The following is a 23011-nucleotide window of genomic DNA, read 5'->3' on the forward strand; positions in this document are numbered from 1 at the left end:
CAAATAGCTCAATAAAGTTTTCTATTTTGAAGAACCAAAACATATTACCAATGCAGTCCTGCCTAAAGTAACCTCTGCTTTAACCTTGTGTAGCGCTTTTGATCATCAGTAGAGCGCACCGCCAGAGATATCGCTTTTTTTGCTCCAACCACGATCGCTAACTTCTTGGCACGGGTCAGCCCGGTGTAAAACAGGTTCCGGGTCAACATCATATAGTGCTGCATATAGATTGGCAGAACTATCACCGGATATTCTGAGCCTTGGCTTTTATGTATAGTAACGCTCCAGGCTAAAGTAATTTCGTTAAGATCAGCATAGTCGTAAATCACAGTATGCTCTCCATACTGCACGATTACTTCTTGTTCAACAGTATCAATGTCGGTAATAATTCCCAAATCTCCATTGAAGACTTCACGCTGGTAATCATTCATTTGTTGAATGACGCGATCGCCAACTCGCAGTATCATCCCACCTCTGTTAATCTCAACCTTGTCAGGACTGGGTGGGTTGATTAACTGCTGCAACACAGTATTAAGGTTGCGAGTCCCTACCAAGCCCCGCGACATTGGACAAAGTACTTGCACATCAGTAGCAGGATTAAAACCTAAGCGAGGAATCAAATCGGTAATCAATTCGCAGATTGCTTGCACTCCATGTTCAGGCTGATGACCGCCGCCATGCCACAGACAATCAGACACAGGATTGTCAGAGATTGGCTCGATTGTGGGATAAATTCCTCGATTAATTTGGTGAGCAGCAGAGATGATTGCGCTCTGTTGAGCTTGGCGAAATACCTGGGTCAACCGCACCACGGGAACTCGCCCAGAATTGATCAAGTCAGCAAGTATTTGACCTGGCCCCACAGATGGTAACTGGTCAATGTCACCCACCAACAACAGTAGAGCGCCAGCCAATACTGCTTTAACCAAGGAGTAAGCCAGAAATAAATCAAGCATCGATGCTTCATCAACAATAATTGCTGTATGGGGCAAAGGATTGTCACTGTCACATTTAAATCCTCTTGTCTTGGGGTCAAATTCTAACAAGCGATGTATGGTTTTAGCTTCCAGCCCAGTCATTTCACCTAAGCGTTGAGCAGCCCGTCCAGTGGGTGCAGCTAGAGCAATAGATTTACCCATTGCTTTCCACAGGCTGACAATGGTGTGAGTTGTGAAGGTCTTTCCAACGCCAGGGCCACCAGTGAGGATCATGATTTTGGAGTACGCTGCTGTTTCTACAGCTTGGCGTTGCTGTTCTGAAAGCTGAATTTTACGGCTAGCAGTAAAGCGCTCAATCCAATCACGCACGCGCTCAATGTCAGTGCCAACAGGATTTTCCAAGCGTTGGCGTATCAGTTGAGCTAAATTATGTTCCGTATGAAAGTAAGTTGGCTTGTAGCAAAGTAGTGTTTTCTCTTCATCCCGCTCTCTAATCAGTTCATCTGCGAGAGCCATATCTTTAATAATCATCGCAACCGCTTCTTCTGTGGGCTGATGAGATTCGGTAGTCAGCAGTTTGATTACCGACTCAATCAGTTGGCTCTGTGGTAGGTAACAATGACCATCTTCGGCGGCTTCACTTAGGCAGTGGATAATCCCCGCACGGTAACGAAATTCTGAGTCAGGGGCAATTCCGATATTCCGTGCAATCTTGTCAGCAGTTAGGAAACCAATACCGTAGATGTCGGCTGCTAACTGGTAGGGATTTTTGGTAACAGTGGCGATCGCTTCATCCTTATATTGCTTGTAAATCTTTACAGCATAAGTGGTAGAAACGCCATGCCCCTGGAGAAATACCATTACTTCTTTGATGGCTTTTTGAGTTTCCCAGGCGTTTTTGATTAAAGTAATCCGCTTTTTAGCGATGCCCTGAACTTCAATTAATCGCTCGATTTGGTTTTCGATGATGTCCAGGGTTTCTAGTCCGAAGTGGGCAACAATCCGTCTTGCTGTGACTGGGCCAACACCTTTAATCAGCCCACTACCCAAGTATTTTTCAATTCCAGTGAGAGTAGCTGGTTTGGTTTCTTTGTAGTTGACTACTTGGAACTGGGGGCCAAATTGTGGATGGTCACGCCAGAAACCAGTTAGTTGTAAAGTCTGCCCTGGCTGAATATTGGCGAAGCTGCCGACAATTGTTGTGAGTTCGGTACTACGTGGGCGAGTCAATCTTGCCACGGTGTAGCCTGACTCAGCAGAGTAAAAAGTTAAACGTTCTACGACTCCGGTGATTGTTTCGTTTTGAGGAAAGGCGCTTACTTGTTGAGGGGCAAGATTAGGAGGAGTGGACATTGCTTATGATCCGATGCCGCAGACTATTATAGTACTGGGATTCAGTTCAATCATAGTACATAAATACTATACTCTTTTGAGATTACAATAATAGTATGATAAAGTCGAAAATGCTGCTTCGCTTCACCATACGATGACTACGAGCGCAAGCTATGCAAGCTACGCCTCAAAGGTTGGTAAGGAGAGTGAAATATGTTGTAAAAAACCATAGATTTTACTCTAATAAAGCTTCAATTTGCCCTAACAACTTATCTAAAACTTTTGCTTTATTAGGATCTTCCCAGATTTTAGCTTGCTTAACTCGCTGATAGGCTTCCTTCATCCGATTAGGAAGGATATTCGGCTGAGAAGACTTAGGAGGTTGAACTGATTGAATGTAACTTTTGATATCTCTAACTGAAAGATTTTCTTCAATAGTTTTCACTAGAAGTTGATGTCGCTGATCTTTGTCTTTCAATTGAGCGATGATACGAGCTTTGGTATATTCTAGTTGTCCTTGGCGCAAAGTTTCTAGAACATCTTTAGGTAAATTTAGTAAAGGTAGGCGATGACTACGAAAACTGTCTGGAGTCAACCTACCTATTACTGAAAATATCTTTTCTACCATTTCCCATTGGTTACGAACAACGTTGTTCGTAGTTTCTGTTTTTTGCTTTTGTCGGTTAGCAATATGATTGAGTAGGGAAATAACTTCTCCTTGAGAGCATTCCAAGCGGATAGATAGCAGTTGCAAAATAGCTTCAGTTTCCTCAACCGGATTTAAATCTTCCCGTTGCAAATTTTCGAGGAGGGCGACTTGGAAAGCATCTTGGTCATTGAGATGGCGGATAATAACCGGAACTTGCTCCATTCCAAGAGTTTGAGCCGCACGGTAGCGACGTTCACCAGCAATCAATTCATAATTATCGGATTCTAACGGTCGGACAAGCAGTGGCTGCAAGATGCCATGTTCACGAATAGAAGCAACTAGGCTTTCCATTCCTTGAATTGAAAAATAACGCCGAGGCTGATGAGCAGCTAGGTGAATTTGAGTTATTAATAAAGATTGTTCAATAGATTCGTTTTTCGAGAGTTGAGGATTATTGGTAACTCCTACTAAGTCAAGGAATTGTCTGGTTTTATTCGGGAATTCCATTTCATCTGCCATTGACAAGCGCCGCTTCGCCATATTACTCCTGTTCTGCCATTTCCCTGGCGATTTCTTGATAAGGTTCAATCAATTTTCTTTCTGTGGTATATCGATGAATTGGTTGACGCGCCAAGTTGGACTCTGGAAACTGAACAGACTTAGGAACTGGTTCAAAAATTTTGACCCCAGGAAGTTTAGTTTTAAGAGTTTTGAGAGCATCTTGGGTCGTGAGTGTACGGTCTGCCATTGTAGGCAAGACTCCTAAAATTTGCAAATTGGGGTGAGTGTCTTCATCACGAAGACTTTCGATAGTTTCCAATAATTGTCGTAAGCCTTCTAAAGCAAAAAACTGACATTGAACGGGGATCAAGACTGCATCTGCTGCCATTAGTGCATTTAGAGTCAGCATACCTAAGCTAGGTGGGCAATCAATGAGGATATGAGCAAATTCTTGCCGTAAAGGATTCAACTTCTTTCTCAGGATTCGGCTATTATCTGCCGAGGTCAAAATTTGCTTTTCTCCAGATGCAAGAGATATGTCAGCCGGAATCAGCTTGATTCCGTACTCGGTGTCAATAATAGTTTCAGATGCGCTCTGTTTACGATCTGTAAGTACTTCATAAGCAGTCTTCTGCCCTGGCTGAATCTTGATTCCTAGACCCGTGGTTAAATTACCTTGGGGATCAAAGTCAACTACAAGGCAGGAGGAACTTTCTGCCAGCAATCCACTTAGTGCGATAGTAGAGGTTGTCTTGGCTACTCCTCCCTTTTGATTAGTAACTGCGATAATCATATTTTCTTAGTAGTATGCGATTTTTGATGAAAAAACATATATTAGTTACAGAATGAACTGATTCTATGACAATTTAAGTAGACCGCAAAGATTTTCACAAGTTTTACACCAAAGTAATGAAAAACTAATGCTCCAAATTGCTTGTTACCTAAAAAGCTAACTATACTTTCGTTCTGGTGATGAGGAGCGATTTAGTGAAATAAATTGGCGGTTAAAATACACTCATTTCCCAAAGTTCAGGAAAGAAAGTTCTGATGAAGTCTACCGAGCGATCGCCCAAGCTACCTAAGCAAGAGTTAAAACTCAACGACCAAAGCCCAAAGCTTGACCTTGTTGCTTATAAACCAGTAGAGAAATAGCAGCCAACCTCTCAGCCTGACATTACTCCCAGTGTTGATCTGCCGTCAGTTGAGCAGCCAGCCCAAGCAGAGGTGATACCTCTTGTAAGGTCAAAGACAAACGCTGCTGAAAAACCGCAGCATTTAGAGAAAAGTAAAGCCAAACGTACCTCTGCTGACAAGAGAAAATCTAAATCACCGCAACAGTCCAAGCAACAGGGCCAATTGACACAAGGAGATGATGAAGAAGAGTTACCGCCAGAACGCTGTCAACACATCCAGTTTTTGGATTGTAATTCCTCAGTGGGGCGTGTCATATTCGAGTGCTACCACTGCCAACAGGGAATAATTAGCGAATATACTGGAGAGCCAGTGATAGGAGAATACAAAGGCCATCCTTCACTAATTCAGATGAAAGTCCAATGTCCTAATTGTGAGCAGACAGCGATTAGATTAACAACAGGTCAGGTGCTTTCAACAACAGCGATTCCTTCTCCTTGGCAGCAATAATGCCACACTCCCTCTTCAAGAGTGATTGGTGAAAGATATTTACGATTGATAATGCAAAAGTTGAAAATTTTACCCTCAATAATAACTGCACTAACGGCACTGACACTAACTAGTTGCAGCACTACTACTGCTCAACAGTATGAAGCTACAGCACTCACCAGTTACTCCTGGCAAGTTAAATATGCCAATAACCTAACTAGTGAACCACGACCCCGCATTGAAACCTTTGCTACTACGTCGGTGCTGAATCGAAATGGAGTAAAACCGACAGGAGCCGTTGTTGGCCCAGATGACCAAACAATTCGCAATTCGCAATTCGCAGTTCGCAATTACGGACGTAATTGATCATTGAGCCGTTGGGGTAGAGAGTAACTAATTTCAATTATGAAAAGAAACAAAACACATAGTATCAATATTCAAGCCTCCGCATTCATGCATGGGGTATTATTAACTGCGAATTGCGAATTGCGAATTGCAAATGACCTATGGAGTGGGTAATTCTCAGCAGACCCTACCTACTAATTATGATGTTTATCGGCAAGTAGTAAAAGCTTATCCCCAAAAAATTCCTTTGGAATTGACTTTGGGTGTGAATGATAATTCAGTAGAGAAAGCTGAACCTGTAAGCAAGTAGTAACCCACTCGTTACGTAGTCAGCAAGAAGTTAGAGTGAAAGACTGAATTGCTTTTCAACAAAAAATTGACATTAAAGTATAAATCAAAAAGTCAACGATGATCTAAATTAATTTCTGCTGCGTTGATAAAAAAGATTTCAAAAATTCCTGTTGGGGGCTATATGGGGGCTACATATACCCCAACAATATATTAAGACTTTTGGGAAATTTTGACACCTATATAGGGTATATATAGGTGCTATATAGGGTATATTTGACTGGTTAATATTTTATACCCCATTTAGCCCCCAAGGGGTTATGATAAGCTCTTGAGTTGGGAAAATAAGGATGAAGTTATTTTATTCTTCTTTTTCTTGTTCTGGTAAATCACTTGAACAGATAACTTTCACAAATTAAAGTGTATTACTTGGAGCCTATGTCAAGCATTCACACCTTACAAAAAATTTTTCCTGCGGGTTTCGATAACGGTTACGGAAGTCTCAAACTTTTAGTCGAAGGCTTTGAAGTAGTTCGTGTCCCCAGCTATATAACTAATGCCGAAATGGAAGATGTTCCAGGGCGTGTAGTTTTTAACGGTAGTGCTTATACAGTTGGAGAGTCAGCTTACCGGACAGGGAATTATTTTGACCGTAACACAGACAATAATGAAAATAAAGTCAACAACGCATTATTGACTTTATTGGGTGCATTGGCGCATCTACCACACCGTAAAGCTTGGCACTTAAAATTAGTCGTCAGCTTACATGATGTTGGTCTGGCTGAAGAATTACAAAAAGTACTCAATGGAGAATATCAGCCAATACTTGCTGGCAAGCAATCAGAAGTAAAAGTAGAAGTCTTGAAAGTTGTACTAGAGGGTATGGGTGCATTGTTTGGGCATCCACTACCGAAAAAATTAACCATTTTAGACTTTGGCAATGGTACGACCCTGTATTCTCGTTACAACCGGGGTCAACGAGAAGTTCACACCGCCTACCCCATCGGTGTAGAAGTTCTCATCGATGATATCTCCCAAAAGATGAAGCATTTGAATGGCGGGAAAATCGGAGATCCATCCAAAATCCGATTTTGTTTGGAAATGGGGCATACCCGATACAGCCGTGACATCGATATTAAAGATATATACAGTGCTTCTTTAAAAGATTGGTATGAAAAATACTTGAAGAAAGTGGTGAATCTCACATTGGATGCCAAGCACCAAGGTGATGAAATCTGGGCGATAGGTGGAGGCTGCCTTTTACCAGGATTTAAAAAATTGTTAGAGAAGAACGGTTTCAAGATTCTCGACAATCCGGTGGAAGCCAATGTCTTTGGGCTTTTAGAGATGGCAAAAGCCATCAGCAGCAAGAATCCAGCATCTACATCTATTAAGTGATCGCAATGGCAGACAAACTTGACTTAACCCCAGAAAAAGTTCGGATCAAAGATAGCTACCGAGAGCGGATATTTGCAGAATCACAGCAACTTGGCAAGAGTTACCTGGAGACGCTCTACTTTATCATTGATTGCTATTTTGCTTTCAGAAAGGGTGCATTTCCCACACAACAAGTAGCTTTTACGCCAATTAATACTGAAGATTACAAACTCCCTTCAAGGACTGCAACTCCATTTGCAGAAGAGGAAGAAGAAAATTCTGATGGTGAAACATTCAGTCTTGACTTTGATTTATAATCTTTGTGGCAGGGTAATTCCAGTATCTTTCCCTCTAGCAGAATTACAAGAACTGCACAAAAGCCTCTTTGAACAAAGACTTGAGTCTATAATGCCAGGTTTACTGATTTTTGGAGATAAACCCCTGCAAGAATATGCCAGTTAATTTAATTATTTTAGTTGCGGCAGTGATTGTCGCTTTGTTAATTTTCAGGGCATTACTAGATTTATTAAAGACATTCCTCAGTACAGCAATCGCAATTGTTGTCATCGTGATTATCTTGAAGGTTTTAGGATTTAGTCCACAAGACTTGATGCACGAAATTGCTAACTTACCTCAAATTATCAACCATTTGCTCAGTGGGAAGAAGTATTGAAGAAGTCAGAAGGCAGTTCTTGTAGAGGGGAGAAGGAACAAGTAATTTTTGAGATTCAGACTCCTCCCAATACTACTCGCTTTGTGCATTTTGAACTCATAATTTGGTTTTTGGGGTTGGGTTAAAGGTTTTTTCTTTCCCTTTTCCCCAAACCTTTTCCCAAAAACCCGACAAGTATTGATATAACTACTACTTTCAATTGGGTATAACCCGTATGGTCTATGGCTTTAAGTCACTTTTGGAGATTTTATAATATAAGTAAGCTTTAAAAATTAGGCTTCAACTATATGAAAATACTCTCATCAGAGCTAGTCCATTTAGGATTTGGAAAATATGTGCGTTCTGACCAAGTAACGGCAGTTATACCAATAGAAGAAGAACGAGGTCCTGGGCGACGAACCTTTGTTCACATTCAAGGGCAAAGCGATCCAATTATCGCCTCTCGTGCTGAAGATACCATTGTACGTGATTTAGTACAGGAGCCACGCGAAGTTACCCAAGCACGGCAGCAGCAAGAAATTCTTCAAGATTTATTGGTAAATTTAGGTAATGTTAATTCGACTGTGCGTAGAATTAACCGTGATGAAGGCAGTTTGGATCTTGACCTGTTAGAGCGACGAATTAAGCAAGTCCTTGAAAATTAATTGCAGAAATCAGCAAACTAAATAACGGAGAAAGATATTGCTGAATACAATTACAAACCAGGTTTCAGTATCAGATACACAAGTTATATCGTCAAGATTGTGGATACCGGAACAGGTACTGTTTACACCTGCTGCCTTAAATGAGGTTTGGGGGCAGCAGATTCTTGCACGTATAGAGTCACTTAATTTACCAATCGAAGAATTATCACAGAATCGTCTCAAGGGACTGCGTGGTGAGTCTGAGCGGGATACTTACAACATCGCCAAGCGTACCTTAGCAGTGGTTACTGCGCCACCCAGTTCTTTTAAACTGAGTCCCATTCCACCTTCTGCGGATTGGCAGTTTCACATTGCTGAAGGTTGTCCGGCTCATTGTCAATACTGCTACTTAGCTGGTAGTTTGTCGGGACCACCTGTCATCCGCGTTTTTGCTAACTTACCGCAGATATTAGAGAACTTAGCTAACTACGAGCAACAAAGTCAAAACACGAGTTTTGAAGTTAGCTGTTACACAGACCCATTGGGTATTGAGCATCTAACTGGAAGCCTTGCTGAATGTATTCGTTACTTTGGCACTCGTAGTAATGCACATTTACGTTGGGTATCGAAATTTGATGTTGTGGATGGGTTACTTGACCTACCACACAATGGGCATACCCGTTGTCGGATGAGTGTTAATGCAGCGCCGATTTCTGGCAAGTTTGAAGGTGGCACCGCATCTGTAACATCCAGACTGAATGCATTGCGACAGTTAGCGCTACCATTAGAGCGTGGCGGTGGTGGTTATCCAGTAGGCTTAGTTATTGCGCCAATTATGCCGATAGACGATTGGCAGATGCACTATAGTTCTTTGTTTGACCAGATAAACGAGGCACTGGATTTTGAGTGTAACCTTACTTTTGAACTAATCTCGCATCGGTTCACACCTGGGTCAAAAGAAGTTTTACGAACTTGGTATCCGCAATCAAAATTAGAGATGGATGAGGCAAAACGCAGTGTCAAGCGTAATAAGTTTGGCGGAACGAAGTACGTTTACGACAAGGACACAATGAAGGCGCTGCGTTGCTTTTTTGAGAGGGAGATTAGTAGGCGCTTTTCAAATGCGGGAATTCTTTATTGGACTTAGCAAACTATTTTGCTCAAATACAGTTACATTATGGGGGGAGTTCAGAAGGCAGAAGTACGTTCGCGCAGCGTCCCGTAGGGAAGGCAGAAGGCTTTTATGGAAAATTCGCGGACGAATCGATTCTATCGGGTATCTCTACAAAATTGTCGAAATGGTGAACGCATTGTTTTCCAAGTGTAAATCACCACAAATCCATACTGGCGGGGCTGCATTCAGTGCGAAATCTTTAGGGAAGTCTTCGTAAAATAAATGACACGTCCCGCGATAAAAAGTAAAAACATCAGAACCCATTGCCTTGTATTTTAATTCAAGCAGTTTTGGGTTGCGTCCAAGGTTAAAGCGATGAATTCTGTCAATGATATTGTTTGTCATATAAAACCAGAATCACAAAAGTACCAGGGATAATAGAAGGTCTAGATCGCACCTGTCCTGGGACGGGGGTAGACGTTGCTTGAAACTTAGCTGTAGCCAAATATAACTTATGTGTCTTCAAATCTAACGCCATTGTCCGCGCTCCTGGCTCGGTGACGACGTTATTCACAATACTAAATTTGTCGGCAGAGTCCTCATGTACCACTGTCAGCGAACCTTCACCATTTGAACTGAAAGCTAATCTAGTCACTGGGTCATAAGCGATCGCATCTGTCCTCTTGCCAATTGGCAGTGTCGCTTTAATACTGAGAGTGTTTGCATCCACTACAGTCATGATTTGGTTTCTACAACCAATAAACAACCGCCGATGCTCTTTATCTATATCGATTCCAGTTGGTTCTGAGCAAGGTTTGAGCGGAGAATCTTTCTCAACTTTGAGGTTACTAGCATTTATGGCTACGATTTCGCTTTTGTCCTCTAAGTTCACGTCAATTCGACCTAAGCCATCAGCCACCGCAAATTCTGGTTTACCACCCAAGGCAATTGTCCCCAAGACTTTGGTAGTTTTAGCATCAAAAACAGTTACTGAGTTGCTCAAACCGTTAAAAGTGAACACTTTTTGGGACACAGAATCATAGACGATGGCATCTGGGTTAGAACCAGTTTTAACTTTTCCTATAACTTTTAGTGTCTTTAAATCGAAAATAGTAGCTGTTGCTGCCTTACCATTACTGGTAAAACCACGATTCAATTCTCTTGCAATGGCAACACCATGTACTCCTGGAGTATCACCAATTTCCCCCACAACCCGCCCAGTGTCAACATTTAATACTATTACCCTTGTAGAGCGCGTAATGTATAGGCGACGAGCAGCACTATCCAATGTCAGGTAATCCCATCCTCCTTCTCCACCCAGAGAAATTTTTTTGACTACTTGGTAGTTGGGAGTTGTTGATGTGCCACTAATTACCGCATTGTCAAAGCACAAGCCAGAACCAGTGATTAACACAGAAGCAATAACTGTACCAATCCTATGATTAATTATGGTGTTCAAAAATATATTCCTTTATTGTTACAGTTGTTTTTCGGATATTAGCAAAATTAAATTGTATTTTCCTAGACAAAGTTATTGCAGAAAAAGTTGGGGATAGAGTATTGGCGTGGTAATGTAGTAGAAAACACATAGTAAACGTGTAATGGCTTACCCGTCGTAGGCGATGCCGGAGCCAATACTTTTCGGTTAAGAACTAAGCAGTGTTAATAATGGAAAAATTGAGTAGCTGAGGTTGAGTACCAGTACCACGATGAATAGGTTTCTTGGATGGAAATTTGGAACGAGTTTTTTTGACTAGTCGAGGATTGCTTCTGTGTTGTCGAGGCGGAATTTTCTCAATCCTTTATCTCCATGATCAACCATGACCAAAAAAAGGGAGTTGTTCGGTTGGGGTATGCTGAAATTCAGGTATCGCGGCACGAATAACCTTAAGAGTGCCGGTAAACCCTAAGCGCAGAGGTGAAATACCTGCTTGCTGTGCAGCTTGGCACATTAGAGAGCGTACTGCCCAGTGTCCTAAGAGCCAACCATAAACTTCCTGGACAACTTCACGAGGATTAAGCGAGAGGCTTATACCAAGTTCTTTCCCCTCTGCCCCTCTGCTAACCACTTTTGCATTGTTTCCTGCTTGGGCTGGAGTTGCTCCTGGCAACTACGCTCATTGGTGGGAAAATGCTTACTACTCAGGCAAAATATTAACTGAATCGTTACTAAAATTCTGTTCAAGGTAACGTGGATCGTTTACTCCTATGTGCAAAAGCAGTGCTGTAACTAATGCACCTCCTGCTGCTACTAAGAAGCTAGTTCTATAGTCAATATTCTCGACTATCCATCCACCTAGTAGGGGAGCAAGGATGGTGGCAGGAGCAACAAGGGTATTACCAAGACCAATATAGGCTGGTCGTTGGTACTGGTTGCCAAACTCTAAAGTCATTACCGCAGCAATGTTTTGCAGAGCCGTCATACCTATTCCCGCTCCTATAAATACTAAGTGAAACCAGTTTACATTGGATGCTAAACAAGCTAAAACCGAACTGAATGCACAGGCAATACAACCAGTTTCCAAGACTAACTTACGACCCGTGCGATCGCCTAACCACCCCAAGACTAATCCAGCAATAGTTTGTGTGACCATCAATAGAGTAGTAATTAACCCAACAGATGCTTCTCCTATCCCATATTGATGTACGGCATAGAGTGTATAGAAGGGAAGTGGCATCAGTGCTAACTGTGAGATCATACGTGCGATCACAAAGCAACGAAAATTCTCATCGCACTGGAGAATTACACCCAGACTGTCCCAAAATTCACGTCTAGTTTCACAGGCTGATGATGTGGTGTTTACTGGCTCTCGCGTCCTAGACATAAAAAACCAAGATAGAGCCATTGCCAAACTGGCACACAAAAAACATAGAGCAAAGTTAAATGGTTGAGCAATTTCCTTAAGTAATAAACCAGCGATTGCAGCACCACAAATATTCATAAAATTACCAGATGCTGCTAAAGTACCGTAAAAAATACCAAGCTTTCTAGAGGGAACAATTTTTGCAATCATGCTTTGCCAAGCAGTAGCGCTAACTCCACCGCCTAGCCCTTGCCAAATGAGTATGGCAAATGTCAACAGTAAGATAGTTTGGTGATTGAGTTCTAGTTGTAATAAAGCCACCAGTGATAATCCAAAAAAAGGAAGCTTCTGATGAATTGTCAACAACATTACAGTTGGTTTGTAACACTGTAGATGAGCTACTTTATTAGCTGTTAATAATTGAGGTAATTGCCAGCCTAAGCGCGGAATAGCTGGGATCAGACCGATAAGCAATGCCGAATCGGTAAGAGTGCTAACAAATAGTGGAAGAATCGTAAAAAATGAAGCAAAACCACTCCCAAAACCAAAAAATCCACTTTCAATAACACTGACAGTAAAGTTATGGCGAAGGTCTTTTTGAATTTCAGAATTAAGCATTTTTATAGATATTGCAAGTTTGGTGATTTATTCCCTTTTGGGGAAACTCAGGCTGTCTTTTGAATAGGTTTATCTGCTTTTTGTAGATACTTAGAAATCATCTAAGTATCTACAAAAACCTGAGTTCCATAAATTGTTCCCAAATGCTGTACTTAAATCACCGTTGAAAAATATTTTTGTAAAATATCCCGATTTTTGATGGTGAACCTAACTGCAACGGAGTCCTGGGTCAGTGGCAGGTTAGGTTAACTTTGAAGTGGTGATACAGTTTAGTGTTACAATCGGGCGATCGCATTGCTCCCCCCTTCAAGTTAAGTTATGTTGTGCGGTCACTTTATCCTTAAAGGGTTATGTATCTGGTATTCTCGGCATTAACTGATATAGGAACAAAGCTACCTTGGAAGAAGTAGGGAATGGATTGTTAGGAGTGCACCTACAATAATTCAAGTATTTCTTCTTATATTCCCACACCTGGAGCAAGATAGCTAACGGGTATTAATCTTCCTGTTTCATCTTATGAAAGCGCAATCTATTTCCTCTAATCTTGAGAAAGATTGACATTTAATTTGAAGCGACGTTCTTCAACAATTGAAACAGGTAACTCACGATCATCTGATGTATATTTTGAACTCAGAATTTGCAGATGCTCTTGGGTGACATCTGCACGTTTATCGCTTGTTGGATCTCTACCCAACCATGCTCTAGCGGTTTGAGAGCCAATAGTCAAATTAGTAGCTGTAACTACTTCTATTGGTAATGAGTCCTTTGGAAGTTCTCCCCAATACTCGATGGTAAAGTTTCGTAGTTTTATGGTCGCACTTGCTGGTAACAACAACGCTTGAAAATTACCTGTGCCGTGGAAACGACTAACTATAACTTTACCTTTGCCCTCAAATCCAAAAATGCTAACTCCGTAAACCCCGCTTTTTTCATACTTAACACCTGGACTGAGGCTGTAGGGTATAATAAACCAACGAGGGACAGAGCGCTCATTGCGTAGTGTCATGTCAAAGATAAGTGTGATCTGAGGTGGTTTCTGCCTATGCAAACCTATATACCTCATCTCTATGGCATTCTGATTTGATTCCCTGTCTATCCTTTTTAATGAATTATTTGGCACTGTTGCCATGACTAGGAAATATTGCTCAGTCAAGTTGCTAGACGAAATACAATTAGTCAAAACCAGCAGTAAGGCACTCATCAAAAACGGAAAATTCATAGGTCTCAAGAAAATTAATCTCAGTAGACATTCATGTATCATCACTGAGGTGTCAATTGTCGTTAGAGTTTTTTTACATAAAAAAAGCATAAATCTTCTATGCCTCGAAAAACTCCACCTTTATCCCACTCGACTGTTACAACTCCACTGGCTCTCTCTCAATTACATATCCGCTTACAGTTTCTAGAAAAATCACACTAATCACTACTCAAGCAGATTAAGAGAAAACGGACAGAACTGAATAACTTTGTTGAACAGACGCGAATTTTCGCCACAGAAATCTTTCATCAAGCTAGTCCCAGTTTTCAAAAAAGTTTTCTATAGTGAGAAAACTTGGGGATTTTTTCATATAGCTGATTGTCCCGATTTAGTCACAATATCCCAATTGACTTTTACATAGCCTGGTTCAATATGAGCAAAGTGCGAACTTAACAGTTGATGAGCATTAGCCAGGACGTGAAAAGGAATTGATGGGTACAAATGATGCTCGGCATGAAATGGCATATTCCACATTAAAAATCGCACAGGCCACAGAGTTAGTGTTGTGCGCGTATTTGTCAGCAGGTTAGCATCAAGAGTACAGCCTGTATGTTCTGCTAACAGAATAAAACGCAAAATTGGTTGACCAACAATCAATGGCAGCAGCCAATAAAGTAGAAACCAAGGCTGATCTACTGCTATTGATAGACCGAGCATAGCTGCATAAACTGCCAATTGCAGTTGAGTGGAGCGAGTCACTTCAGTACGTGCTGAATCAGGTATAAACGGACAATTATCAAATTTACCCAATGCAATCTGGAAATGTCCCCGAATTTTTCCCAACCACCACGGTAAACCGCTAATGATTAATAAGTATTTCGCAAAGTTGCTAGGTTTGGGATCGGTTAGTTCTGGATCTTTATCAGGAACGCGAGTATAAAGGTGATGCCATTTGTGATAGTAACGGAAGAATGTGCTGTTATAAAATGAAAGCAATCCCGCACCCCAAGCAACGGCATTATTTAAAGGACGAGCCGCAAATGCAGTTGTGTGGACGCATTCATGCATAGGTGCAAACATAGAAGCAATACTAAAACCATAAACCACTAGTGCGGGGATTGCTAGTTCCCAATGGCCCAAGTTTGTCCCCCAAATATAACCGCTACATCCTATAACACTCAGATGCAGAGTTAGTTGCCGCAGCCCTTTTGAGTTGGAGCGAGTATTTAACGCACTCAGATCATGTGCAGAAAGAATTTGGCGAGGTTTTTGCTGTTGATTAGCTTGACTGTTTGATAATTCTAATTGAGTAAGTACGCTATCATTAGACATAAATTTTTGCCTGACGGATAATCTATTATAAAACATTGCAATCCAACGTTTACACTCGACAAATAATCCTTAGCTGAACTGATTGGAGTTTATTCTGTTTTATTAATACTCGATTTATTAGAAAATTTAATAGTATTTTTTTCGGAAGTTGTACTGATTCTTAAACTTACTCATAGCCGCAAACTTTTAAAAAGATGCTGTATCCCAAAAAGTGGTTATGGAAAAAGCTTGGGAGATAAATGTTATCTTTGTAAGTCTATTTGTTGTGTTTGAGATTTAGCTAATATTTTATCAATTTGAGTATTAATATATTCAAAAGTTTGTAATATCTGTGGAGTTAGTTTATTAGTCTGCACCTGACCAGATTGCAAGTTTAAAATTACCTCTCCATTTTTCTGCGAAATAGTTAAATCCCTCTGCTGGGTATTGAAAGCCAAGTCATAAATTTTTCCTTGGACTTGAGTACCATTTTCATCAGACTTACCCCAGACCATGCCAATCCTTTGAGCAATTTGACTCAGCCGACTGATGGCTTCAAGCTCAAATTTATCTTTATTCATTACTGTCAACGCTTCGGCTGATAATTGCTCACCAGCTTTAAACCCATTTGCCACTTCTACAATGCGTTTTTTGTAACTTTCCGACTTCCCTAACTTATCTGCGGCATTGTACCAATTTCTCAAGTCATCAATAGTGACTTTCGGGGGCTTCTCTACACCTAGAGGTTCTGTTTTTGTACTATTACTAATGTCTGTTATAGAAGGAGTAGTGGAGAGTAATAGAGTTGATTGGTTAGGTGGAGATTGTGCTGTTTGTTCTGGTGGTTTCAAAAACTGCGGTCGTGTGGCGAGGGAATTAACCCTTTGTTGATACTCACTATCCGTTTCAATCACAGCCCCAAATTTCTTGGCCATGCTCTCTAAAGTTTTGGCAGGGATGGAGCTATCAACCAAGTTAAATACGGCTAGACCTTTTTGAGTTTCCCTGATAACATCTTCTGTTGGTACTTGCCCCCACTTAACTTTTTGAGCAGTTAACCATTTTGTAACAGTCTCAGCTTTCTGGTTGTCAACAGCCAAGCCCATGACTCCAAGTTTTTTGTTTGATTCTGTCGAAAATAAGAAAGTAGGACGCTCTTTAATATGATGTAGAATTTTCGCACTACTTTCAATCATCTCTTGTTGTTCAGAATTAACCGATTGAGTCCCAAAGATAAGAAATTCCTTCGTCCACTTCTGGGGATATTCAACGGTATTAGGGTCAATTTGAGCGCAAATCACAGAGAAATTACTTTCAATAATAGCGTCGGCGTGTGTAAGTTGTCCGGTTTTTAGCAGTCCAAGCTGTCTGAGCGCGTCTTTGTCTTTTTTGAAGTGCAATACTCCCAGGGGTTCACCATTCAAAAATACAGCATCTCTAGTTTTAGAAGCTGAGGTTTCGATAGTCAGTTTTCGGTAATCTTGATCATTGAATGTCTGACCAGAAAAATCATAAAAGTTAATTTTATTAATTTTGAGGAGATGACCATTACCAGACTCACCCAGCACAAAAGCTTGATCTCCAGCTTCGGAGATAGAAGTAAGTTTTAACTTTAGAGGATTACCATTTTTGAGATAATTAATTTCTTTTAATTGTTGGGCAGAATCACTGTCTAACTCACCCAGGGTCAAAGCATCAATTTTGATTTTTACTGTTTTATCAGGAATCGGCACAGTGCCAAATTCTAAGTTGACCGGTTCGGCGTTAAAAACAAGTCCTGCATAAGAGAAGTTCTTGAGTTCACGGATAGTAATTTCAACCGGCTCGTTTCCTGGCAGTCCAATAGTTGCTTTGGCAGTAGCAGGTTCTACCCCAATGAAATTAGCTTGCGCCTTTGTGCCAATAGGTAACATTCCAGCCCTGGTTTCGAGCATGGCGAATTCCTTATATTCGCCGTCAGCATCCTGGACAAACATTAGTCTGGAAACGTGGCGTTCATGTCCGACTGGGTGGTGGCTAGCCCTAATTTCTATTGGGTGTTTTTCGGTGGGATTCCAGTCTCGACCCAAAAATTGATTTGCTTCATTCAAAAGTGTGACTAACTTCGGTTCAGTAAATTGCAATTTATCTAAGCGAGAAATAATCTCATTGGGGAAAGCAGCGAAGGCGAAATTGGAAACTTTTTTAGCGTAGACGCGGAGCGGCTTGTCGCTAGACATCGCCTGGGGGTTTGCGTTTTCTTTTCTTGCAACTTCGAGTTCATCCTGGCGGGATGCACAGATGTTCCAAGCTGCGGCTGCGGATGTAAGTTTTTCTGACTCTGGGATTTTCGCGTAAAATGCAACAGATGCATCATTTGCCAAGGCAAAGAGTAGTTTAGTTTGGCTTCTAGTAAGTTCTGGTTTTAGTTCTAATAGTTTAGCTCCCTGCATGGCCATCCCCGCCTTGAGGTTGTGGTCAGTCACAGATTGTTGGCTAACTGTCCCCAGGTTACGATAAGCGGGTTTTCCATCTGACCCAACCTCGTCATCTATCTGTGCAATTGCTAATAATTTATGGGGGCGTTCACTGTTTGTGAATTTAATCTCATAATAGCGAATGTTCAACGTCTGGGCTTTCCAGATTAGGGGGTGTCCGTAACGGGTGAGATTGGTAATTTCCAGTTTCGCCCCTTGTGGAGTTTGCACTATTGCGGATGGCCCTTTGTCAGTTTCACGCCGTTGGGACATCCGAACCGCAGCGTTGAATTTCTGATCAAACTCGTACTTGGCCGCGATCGCTGCAAATTTTTGCTGTGGTGTAAATTCTACTCCTTTGAATAATTCTTTAAACTGGACTATGGGACGCGATTCTAACTGTGATTCTTGGAAATATTTATTAGTTTGGCTAATCAATAATTCTACTGGTGAGTAGCCCTTTGGTGTTATCCCCGTGTTTAAATAAACTGACGAAGATTTCTTATCTTTAATATAATTAACATCACGATACAAGTAGCGGCTGTTTTCCCGGATTTTATCCATCTCCGGTTTTTTAGCACTTTTGAATAAATCAACCGCTATTTGGTTTTGATAACATCCCTCACCAATCATTTCCCGGTACATCAGGCGGTTAACATCCATCGCCTGCTGAATAATCTCTGGCGTTCTTTGACCCAAAGCAAGTTCAACAAACCCTTGCATATAAGATTTATATTCTTCTCGGATTAACTTTGCCTCTTTCTGGTGTTCTTGCTCAAATAGGGCTTTATAATGACTAGAAACTTGGTCTAAATAAGTTGATTGTTGTTCGATAGTTCCGTAAGTTTTAAGTACCTCAATTTCTGATTCTAATGCTTCCAGTGCTGTCACTTGATTGTTGATTATGCCCACGCTGATGCTATCGCTCATGTGGATAGCGATTTTTTCAAATGGGGGCTGGCTTCCATCGGTGGGATCATAAAATGACTGTTTTTTGAGCTTAATCGTGGGTGAATAGGCGTTTTGAGGAAGATTTCTTCGCTCTGCCTCTGCTGTCAGATTAGGATATAAGCTAGCTCTTGCTATACCTATGCAGTCACCATCGTAGTCTCGTGCTTGGCGTTCTGATTCGGTTTCGAGGGGATTAACTTCGTTGTGTTCAATGCCTTGAGTTTCTAGCGCCTCAATCCTAGCAAGTATACGTTTGTGGTCTTCATCGTTGACTACAATTATTCCTTGCAAAGATTTACCATCTGGCGCAACACTGTCTTCAACATGTTTATTAGTAGAGACACACAATCCATTAGAGTTGAGGAAAGGAGAGCGAAAGTTAAGAACTTTTTCTCCAAGCTTCAGCCAAGGGACACAGATTTCACCATTTTTGAGTTCCTTAGAGGGAATAATCATTCCTCGGTCAAAAGTAAGCGTTTTCCCAACAGCAATATCTCGCCACTCACTTTGTACAAACCGACTTAATTCCTGTTTAACCTTCTCAGTTTCTAAAAGCTGCTGATGCCCTAGTAAATCGGCTTTAATGAGTTTGTACATGAACAAGTCATCTTTAGCACTCTCGTCATCCAACTCCTGATCTGCATCTAAGTCATCATTTGTCCCTAAGTTTTTAACATCTATTTCTTGATTGATAATATCTGATGTTTTTAATTTATTTTGACTCAATGATTCTTTACGTTTTTCATATCTTTCACAATAGTAAGCAGCAACATTTCTAGGGTCATCTTGAATAGAGGCTAATCTTTGAGCTTGCACCTCTAGTGACTCGGCAAAATCTTTAATTCCTTGGGGGAAAGATGCCAGTAGTTGGGAGATAGACATCTGACCTTGCTGAGATTGCCCTTTTTCAGCTAACCAAATATTTTGCTGATATAATCCTGGTTGAATTTGAGGTTTTGTGGGGCCTTTGGGTCTATCCTTGTCTGTTCCCTTAAAACTGCTTACGGGGAGAATTATGTCTATTTTTGGTTTGTTATTTGGATCTGCATATTTGATTTCGTCTAATCTGTATGGTCGGAGTGTTCCTTTGCCAAAACGATATTTAGTAGTATCCTCTCCAACTCCATCCACCCAACCAAATCGATGCTGAATTACACGATAGCTTTTATCTGGTTGAGATTCCCTTAAGGTTACTTTGTCATAGAGTTGTGTTGAAATCTGCCCATAACAGTCACCAACTAATTTATATGCTAAATCATTTGATAATATCCCTCCATTTTCACCAGCCTTTTCAGTAGAATCATCTACTACCAGAATGTTTAGCTTTTCGTGAATCGCATTTTTACAAGCCCCAAGAAAGATGGAACCATAAGCCCCACGGTCTTTACTATCGGGACAAATTTTTTGGATAACTTCTAAGCATTCTTTATCTCCATAAAGTAAGCGAGTCTTAGAAGATAGCAATAAAATCTGTCCATTTGGATGATTATTTAATTCTTCAGCAGTGCTGTATTCATCTGAGTGTCCAAATGAAAATTCTTTATCAGGAAAGTAGAATTCCAGTAAAGTATTATTGAGCTTTTCAGTTAGAATTGATTGAGAGTTCGTTTGCTTATCGTCTGTATAGAGCCACTGATTTAAACGAGGCTCAAAATGCTTCAATTCCAAAGTCATAATATTTAAAATTTGATGAACATTAATTAATTTTTTGAGAGGTCTTTATGTCAAGGATTAAGCGTTGGATAAATATGCACAAGAAAGAGTTCCATCCAGATGGCAGCTTGAAAAATGAAGCTCGACAAGAAATGTTATCTGTAGGAATGAGTAACGAGGCAATTGATGATTATGCCTCTAGACTGAAAGCAAGATACGACGAGTGGAAGCACTTGGACGAAACTGATCCAGAGCCGTGGCCAATCTACACAGCCTACGATTTCTTCACTGAACAAGAAAAAAAGGAATTTAACCCAGATGGTTCTCTCAGACCTGAATATGTAGAATATGCTCGTCAAATTGGCATCAGTGAAAGTGCCCTCGAACAGCTTGAGTGGCGTAAAAAAATGGAAGTTGATGATTATAATGAAATGTCTGCCTCACACGTAGAGCAAGGCATCAACTTCGGTGCATGGTTGATGGAAGGGAGGATTGTCAACAGCAGAACATACGTCCAACGTCGGCAGCAGATGGAGCAAGACCTGCGTAACTTTGAGCCGGAAGACAGTTTGCCTTTTGACAAGGACACCTCTTATTAAAGTAGGTGACTTACGCTGTAAAGAAAGTTTTTATCCATCAAATGCAGTGATTTGAACTAAATATGTGAAAAAAAAGCGATCGCCTCACCTTGGCATGAAAGTAAATATTCAAAAACTGCCTTTTTACTTCGTTGACTTGAAAGATTTTAGAGATTCCTGATGGAATATCATAATCATTAATCGCAGTGCAGTAAATAAATATACCGCACTGTCACTGTGTTTATCTATGATGTTTTTTACTGTGTGGTAGGGTGTTTTTTGATAATTGTTTGCCAAGAAATAATTCTGACGAAGAATTATTAGATATTGATGAAGTAGCTATTTTATACATGACAAAACAGCAAGAAATAGCGACTAGGGAGATTAAAGTAGCCTGACCAATTATTTTCCACGAGTTGAAAGTCACTTGAGACTGAACTCGCCTAAAGAAAACAGACTCTAACTTTTGCTGAGTCGTGCGATTTTTCAAGTACTCTAAAACTTGCAGACATTCAGATATGTCCTCGCCTTTGTGGACTTTTTGGCACAGCAGAATTTCTAAGCGTTCAATGCGACGTTCTGGAGTTGATAAATTGATATCATCCCAATCGTCCCAAGGTTTGATTTGTTGTAGTTCGGACATAATATGATTCAGACATTGTAATTAGAGAAATTTCTCAATGCTTACCGAGAAGGGGGAAGGGGGAAGGGGGAAAGGGGAAAGGTAAAAACCGTACTGCGTCCCGCTCCGCTAACGCCCGAAGTCAAGCGACCTGTTCATCCCTTTCCCCTTTAACCTTTTTTTATTTTTAGAGCGTTCGTACTCTATCAATAATTGCTTTGCTTGTTCGGGGAGAATCACCTGCTTTTTGTCAATCCGCAATTGGTAACAGTAGCTTTTATTATCAGGACAAGGGATAGTGCTGGGGGTATTAATTCCAATCATCACAGAACCAAGAGCAACTGCGGAAATGGTAATGGAGTAAGTAATTATCCCTGAGCGACCAGAACCGATCCAACCACCGAGCCAAAAAAGAAACTCTTTAAATTTTTCAAAGCGTTCTTGACGAACTTTGATCCATTCTTTTGACTTTTTGAGCTTTGAATAGAGTTTGGCATTAGATGCTTTCTCAATCTGAATGTCAATGGTGCGTTTCTGGTTAGCAATTTCTTGTTCTAATCGGTACTCGTTCCACTCTCGGACACGTTGGGCGATAGCATCGGCGTGGGCGAAGAAAGCGGAAAATCCTTCATCGGATAGTGATTCGCCATTAGAGTTTTCAATGGGGACTTTCCCTCAATGCGCTCCAATATACGTTGTTCTAGTCCAGAATAAAAATTCTTAATATCCTGTTTGTTTTCCGAAAGTGCGCGGAGTACATTCTTAAGATACATTTGGTTGACTAGCCCGGGAATATTTTGAGCGCGTTTTCGGGTAATATTGTCCACTAAATTGACCAATTCCTCTTCAGAAACAGATGCTTCTTCACCAAAAAACTCAGCAATTAACTGGCTCTCATCTTGGGGTTGAAATATACCAAAGTGAGTAGCTACATCAAAATATGTTTTATTTTGCTCCTTAATTAGGTCGCAAGCTTCGAGAAAGCGCTCACACTCCAACTGACGATATTCCTTCTGATTTGGAGATAGTCCACAAGCGCTGATAATCTCAATCGCTTCAGTTAGTTCTAGCTCAATGCCGTACTCTGATTTGATGTGAGTTAACATCTCTAGGATGTTCATTGGTGGAAATTCCGTTTTATCAGCACGTTTTTTCGATTGTCGTTGGAAGTGTGCTGCCGCTTGTTTATAGGTTTTACCCTGTTGAATCAAGGCTCGGATCACATCAAAACGGGACTGAATTTCTTCATCACAGTAAGAAGGCTGGTCAATAGCTAAACCACTTGCTGTCAACGTGGCATCAACGTCTTCTACAGAGAGTGAATATGTTTGTTGTAGCAGTTCTTTGGTATAAGGCATAA

General features: G+C 40.9%; 18 protein-coding genes and 3 pseudogenes. 9 read left to right on the forward strand and 12 right to left on the reverse strand.

Annotation, left to right across the window (positions count from 1 at the left end; translation table 11 throughout):
- Window positions 1-62: 62 nt before the first annotated feature.
- From FD723_RS38330 to FD723_RS38340, 3 genes are all read right to left on the reverse strand, one after another.
- Window positions 63-2291 carry an ATP-dependent RecD-like DNA helicase gene (locus FD723_RS38330; protein WP_179070378.1) on the reverse strand — a complete coding sequence of 743 codons (2229 nt, stop codon included), beginning with the start codon at window positions 2289-2291 and terminating at the stop codon, window positions 63-65.
- Window positions 2292-2505: 214 nt separating this feature from the next.
- A complete protein-coding gene (locus FD723_RS38335) occupies window positions 2506-3459 on the reverse strand; it encodes a ParB/RepB/Spo0J family partition protein (protein ID WP_179070379.1) in 954 nt (317 codons plus the stop codon).
- Between the two features lies 1 nt (window position 3460).
- Window positions 3461-4213: a ParA family protein gene (locus FD723_RS38340; RefSeq protein ID WP_179070380.1), complete on the reverse strand. Its 753-nt coding sequence runs from the start codon at window positions 4211-4213 to the stop codon at window positions 3461-3463.
- A gap of 431 nt (window positions 4214-4644) precedes the next feature.
- Here FD723_RS38340 and FD723_RS38345 point away from each other — a divergent pair, with 431 nt between their 5' ends.
- From FD723_RS38345 to FD723_RS38380, 7 genes and pseudogenes are all read left to right on the forward strand, one after another.
- Window positions 4645-5061, forward strand: a complete 417-nt coding sequence (locus tag FD723_RS38345) for a hypothetical protein (protein ID WP_256875398.1) — start codon at window positions 4645-4647, stop codon at window positions 5059-5061.
- Window positions 5062-5112: 51 nt separating this feature from the next.
- Window positions 5113-5695 (forward strand): annotated as a pseudogene (locus tag FD723_RS44305) (hypothetical protein).
- Between the two features lie 416 nt (window positions 5696-6111).
- On the forward strand, window positions 6112-7071 hold the full coding sequence (locus tag FD723_RS38360; protein WP_179070382.1) for a ParM/StbA family protein: 960 nt from the start codon (window positions 6112-6114) through the stop codon (window positions 7069-7071).
- Window positions 7072-7076: 5 nt separating this feature from the next.
- Entirely contained in the window at window positions 7077-7367 is a 291-nt protein-coding gene (locus tag FD723_RS38365; RefSeq protein ID WP_179070383.1) for a hypothetical protein, read from the forward strand.
- 134 nt (window positions 7368-7501) lie between these two features.
- Window positions 7502-7723 (forward strand): hypothetical protein, encoded by a 222-nt coding sequence (locus FD723_RS38370; RefSeq protein WP_179070384.1) that lies wholly within the window; start codon window positions 7502-7504, stop codon window positions 7721-7723.
- Between the two features lie 287 nt (window positions 7724-8010).
- The gene (locus FD723_RS38375) at window positions 8011-8367 is read left to right on the forward strand and encodes a hypothetical protein (RefSeq protein WP_094345345.1); all 357 of its coding nucleotides are present in this window, start codon (window positions 8011-8013) and stop codon (window positions 8365-8367) included.
- A 103-nt stretch (window positions 8368-8470) separates the two neighbouring features.
- Window positions 8471-9493 carry a spore photoproduct lyase family protein gene (locus FD723_RS38380; protein ID WP_256875416.1) on the forward strand — a complete coding sequence of 341 codons (1023 nt, stop codon included), beginning with the start codon at window positions 8471-8473 and terminating at the stop codon, window positions 9491-9493.
- A gap of 135 nt (window positions 9494-9628) precedes the next feature.
- Here the strand turns inward: FD723_RS38380 and FD723_RS38385 are convergent, their stop codons facing one another.
- The 5 genes and pseudogenes from FD723_RS38385 to FD723_RS38405 all read right to left on the reverse strand — a co-directional run bounded on the left by FD723_RS38385 (window position 9629) and on the right by FD723_RS38405 (window position 13888).
- Window positions 9629-9865, reverse strand: coding sequence for a DUF2252 family protein (locus tag FD723_RS38385; protein WP_179070385.1), 237 nt, complete (start codon window positions 9863-9865; stop codon window positions 9629-9631).
- Window positions 9846-10919: a YncE family protein gene (locus FD723_RS38390; protein WP_179070386.1), complete on the reverse strand. Its 1074-nt coding sequence runs from the start codon at window positions 10917-10919 to the stop codon at window positions 9846-9848. Before FD723_RS38390 ends, FD723_RS38385 begins: the two co-directional genes overlap by 20 nt.
- 355 nt (window positions 10920-11274) lie before the next feature.
- Window positions 11275-11484 (reverse strand): annotated as a pseudogene (locus FD723_RS38395) (IS4 family transposase); the annotation flags it as partial.
- Between the two features lie 114 nt (window positions 11485-11598).
- Complete coding sequence (locus FD723_RS38400) at window positions 11599-12882, reverse strand: MFS transporter (RefSeq protein WP_179070387.1); 1284 nt, start codon at window positions 12880-12882, stop codon at window positions 11599-11601.
- Window positions 12883-13420: 538 nt separating this feature from the next.
- Entirely contained in the window at window positions 13421-13888 is a 468-nt protein-coding gene (locus FD723_RS38405; RefSeq protein ID WP_179070388.1) for a hypothetical protein, read from the reverse strand.
- 312 nt (window positions 13889-14200) lie between these two features.
- Here FD723_RS38405 and FD723_RS43680 point away from each other — a divergent pair.
- Window positions 14201-14413 (forward strand): annotated as a pseudogene (locus FD723_RS43680) (molecular chaperone DnaJ); the annotation flags it as partial.
- Window positions 14414-14446: 33 nt separating this feature from the next.
- Here the strand turns inward: FD723_RS43680 and FD723_RS38410 are convergent.
- On the reverse strand, window positions 14447-15412 hold the full coding sequence (locus FD723_RS38410; RefSeq protein WP_179070389.1) for a fatty acid desaturase: 966 nt from the start codon (window positions 15410-15412) through the stop codon (window positions 14447-14449).
- Window positions 15413-15654: 242 nt separating this feature from the next.
- Window positions 15655-20472, reverse strand: coding sequence for a hypothetical protein (locus FD723_RS38415; RefSeq protein WP_179070390.1), 4818 nt, complete (start codon window positions 20470-20472; stop codon window positions 15655-15657).
- A 47-nt stretch (window positions 20473-20519) separates the two neighbouring features.
- Between FD723_RS38415 and FD723_RS38420 the strand changes: the two genes are divergently transcribed.
- Window positions 20520-21050 (forward strand): hypothetical protein, encoded by a 531-nt coding sequence (locus FD723_RS38420; RefSeq protein ID WP_256875399.1) that lies wholly within the window; start codon window positions 20520-20522, stop codon window positions 21048-21050.
- A gap of 220 nt (window positions 21051-21270) precedes the next feature.
- Here FD723_RS38420 and FD723_RS38425 read toward each other — a convergent pair whose 3' ends face one another.
- Window positions 21271-21672, reverse strand: coding sequence for a hypothetical protein (locus FD723_RS38425; RefSeq protein ID WP_179070391.1), 402 nt, complete (start codon window positions 21670-21672; stop codon window positions 21271-21273).
- 533 nt (window positions 21673-22205) lie between these two features.
- Window positions 22206-23009 (reverse strand): hypothetical protein, encoded by an 804-nt coding sequence (locus FD723_RS38430; RefSeq protein WP_179070392.1) that lies wholly within the window; start codon window positions 23007-23009, stop codon window positions 22206-22208.
- Between the last annotated feature and the right edge of the window lie 2 nt (window positions 23010-23011).

Source organism: Nostoc sp. C052 (assembly GCF_013393905.1).
Taxonomy (GTDB): Bacteria; Cyanobacteriota; Cyanobacteriia; order Cyanobacteriales; family Nostocaceae; genus Nostoc.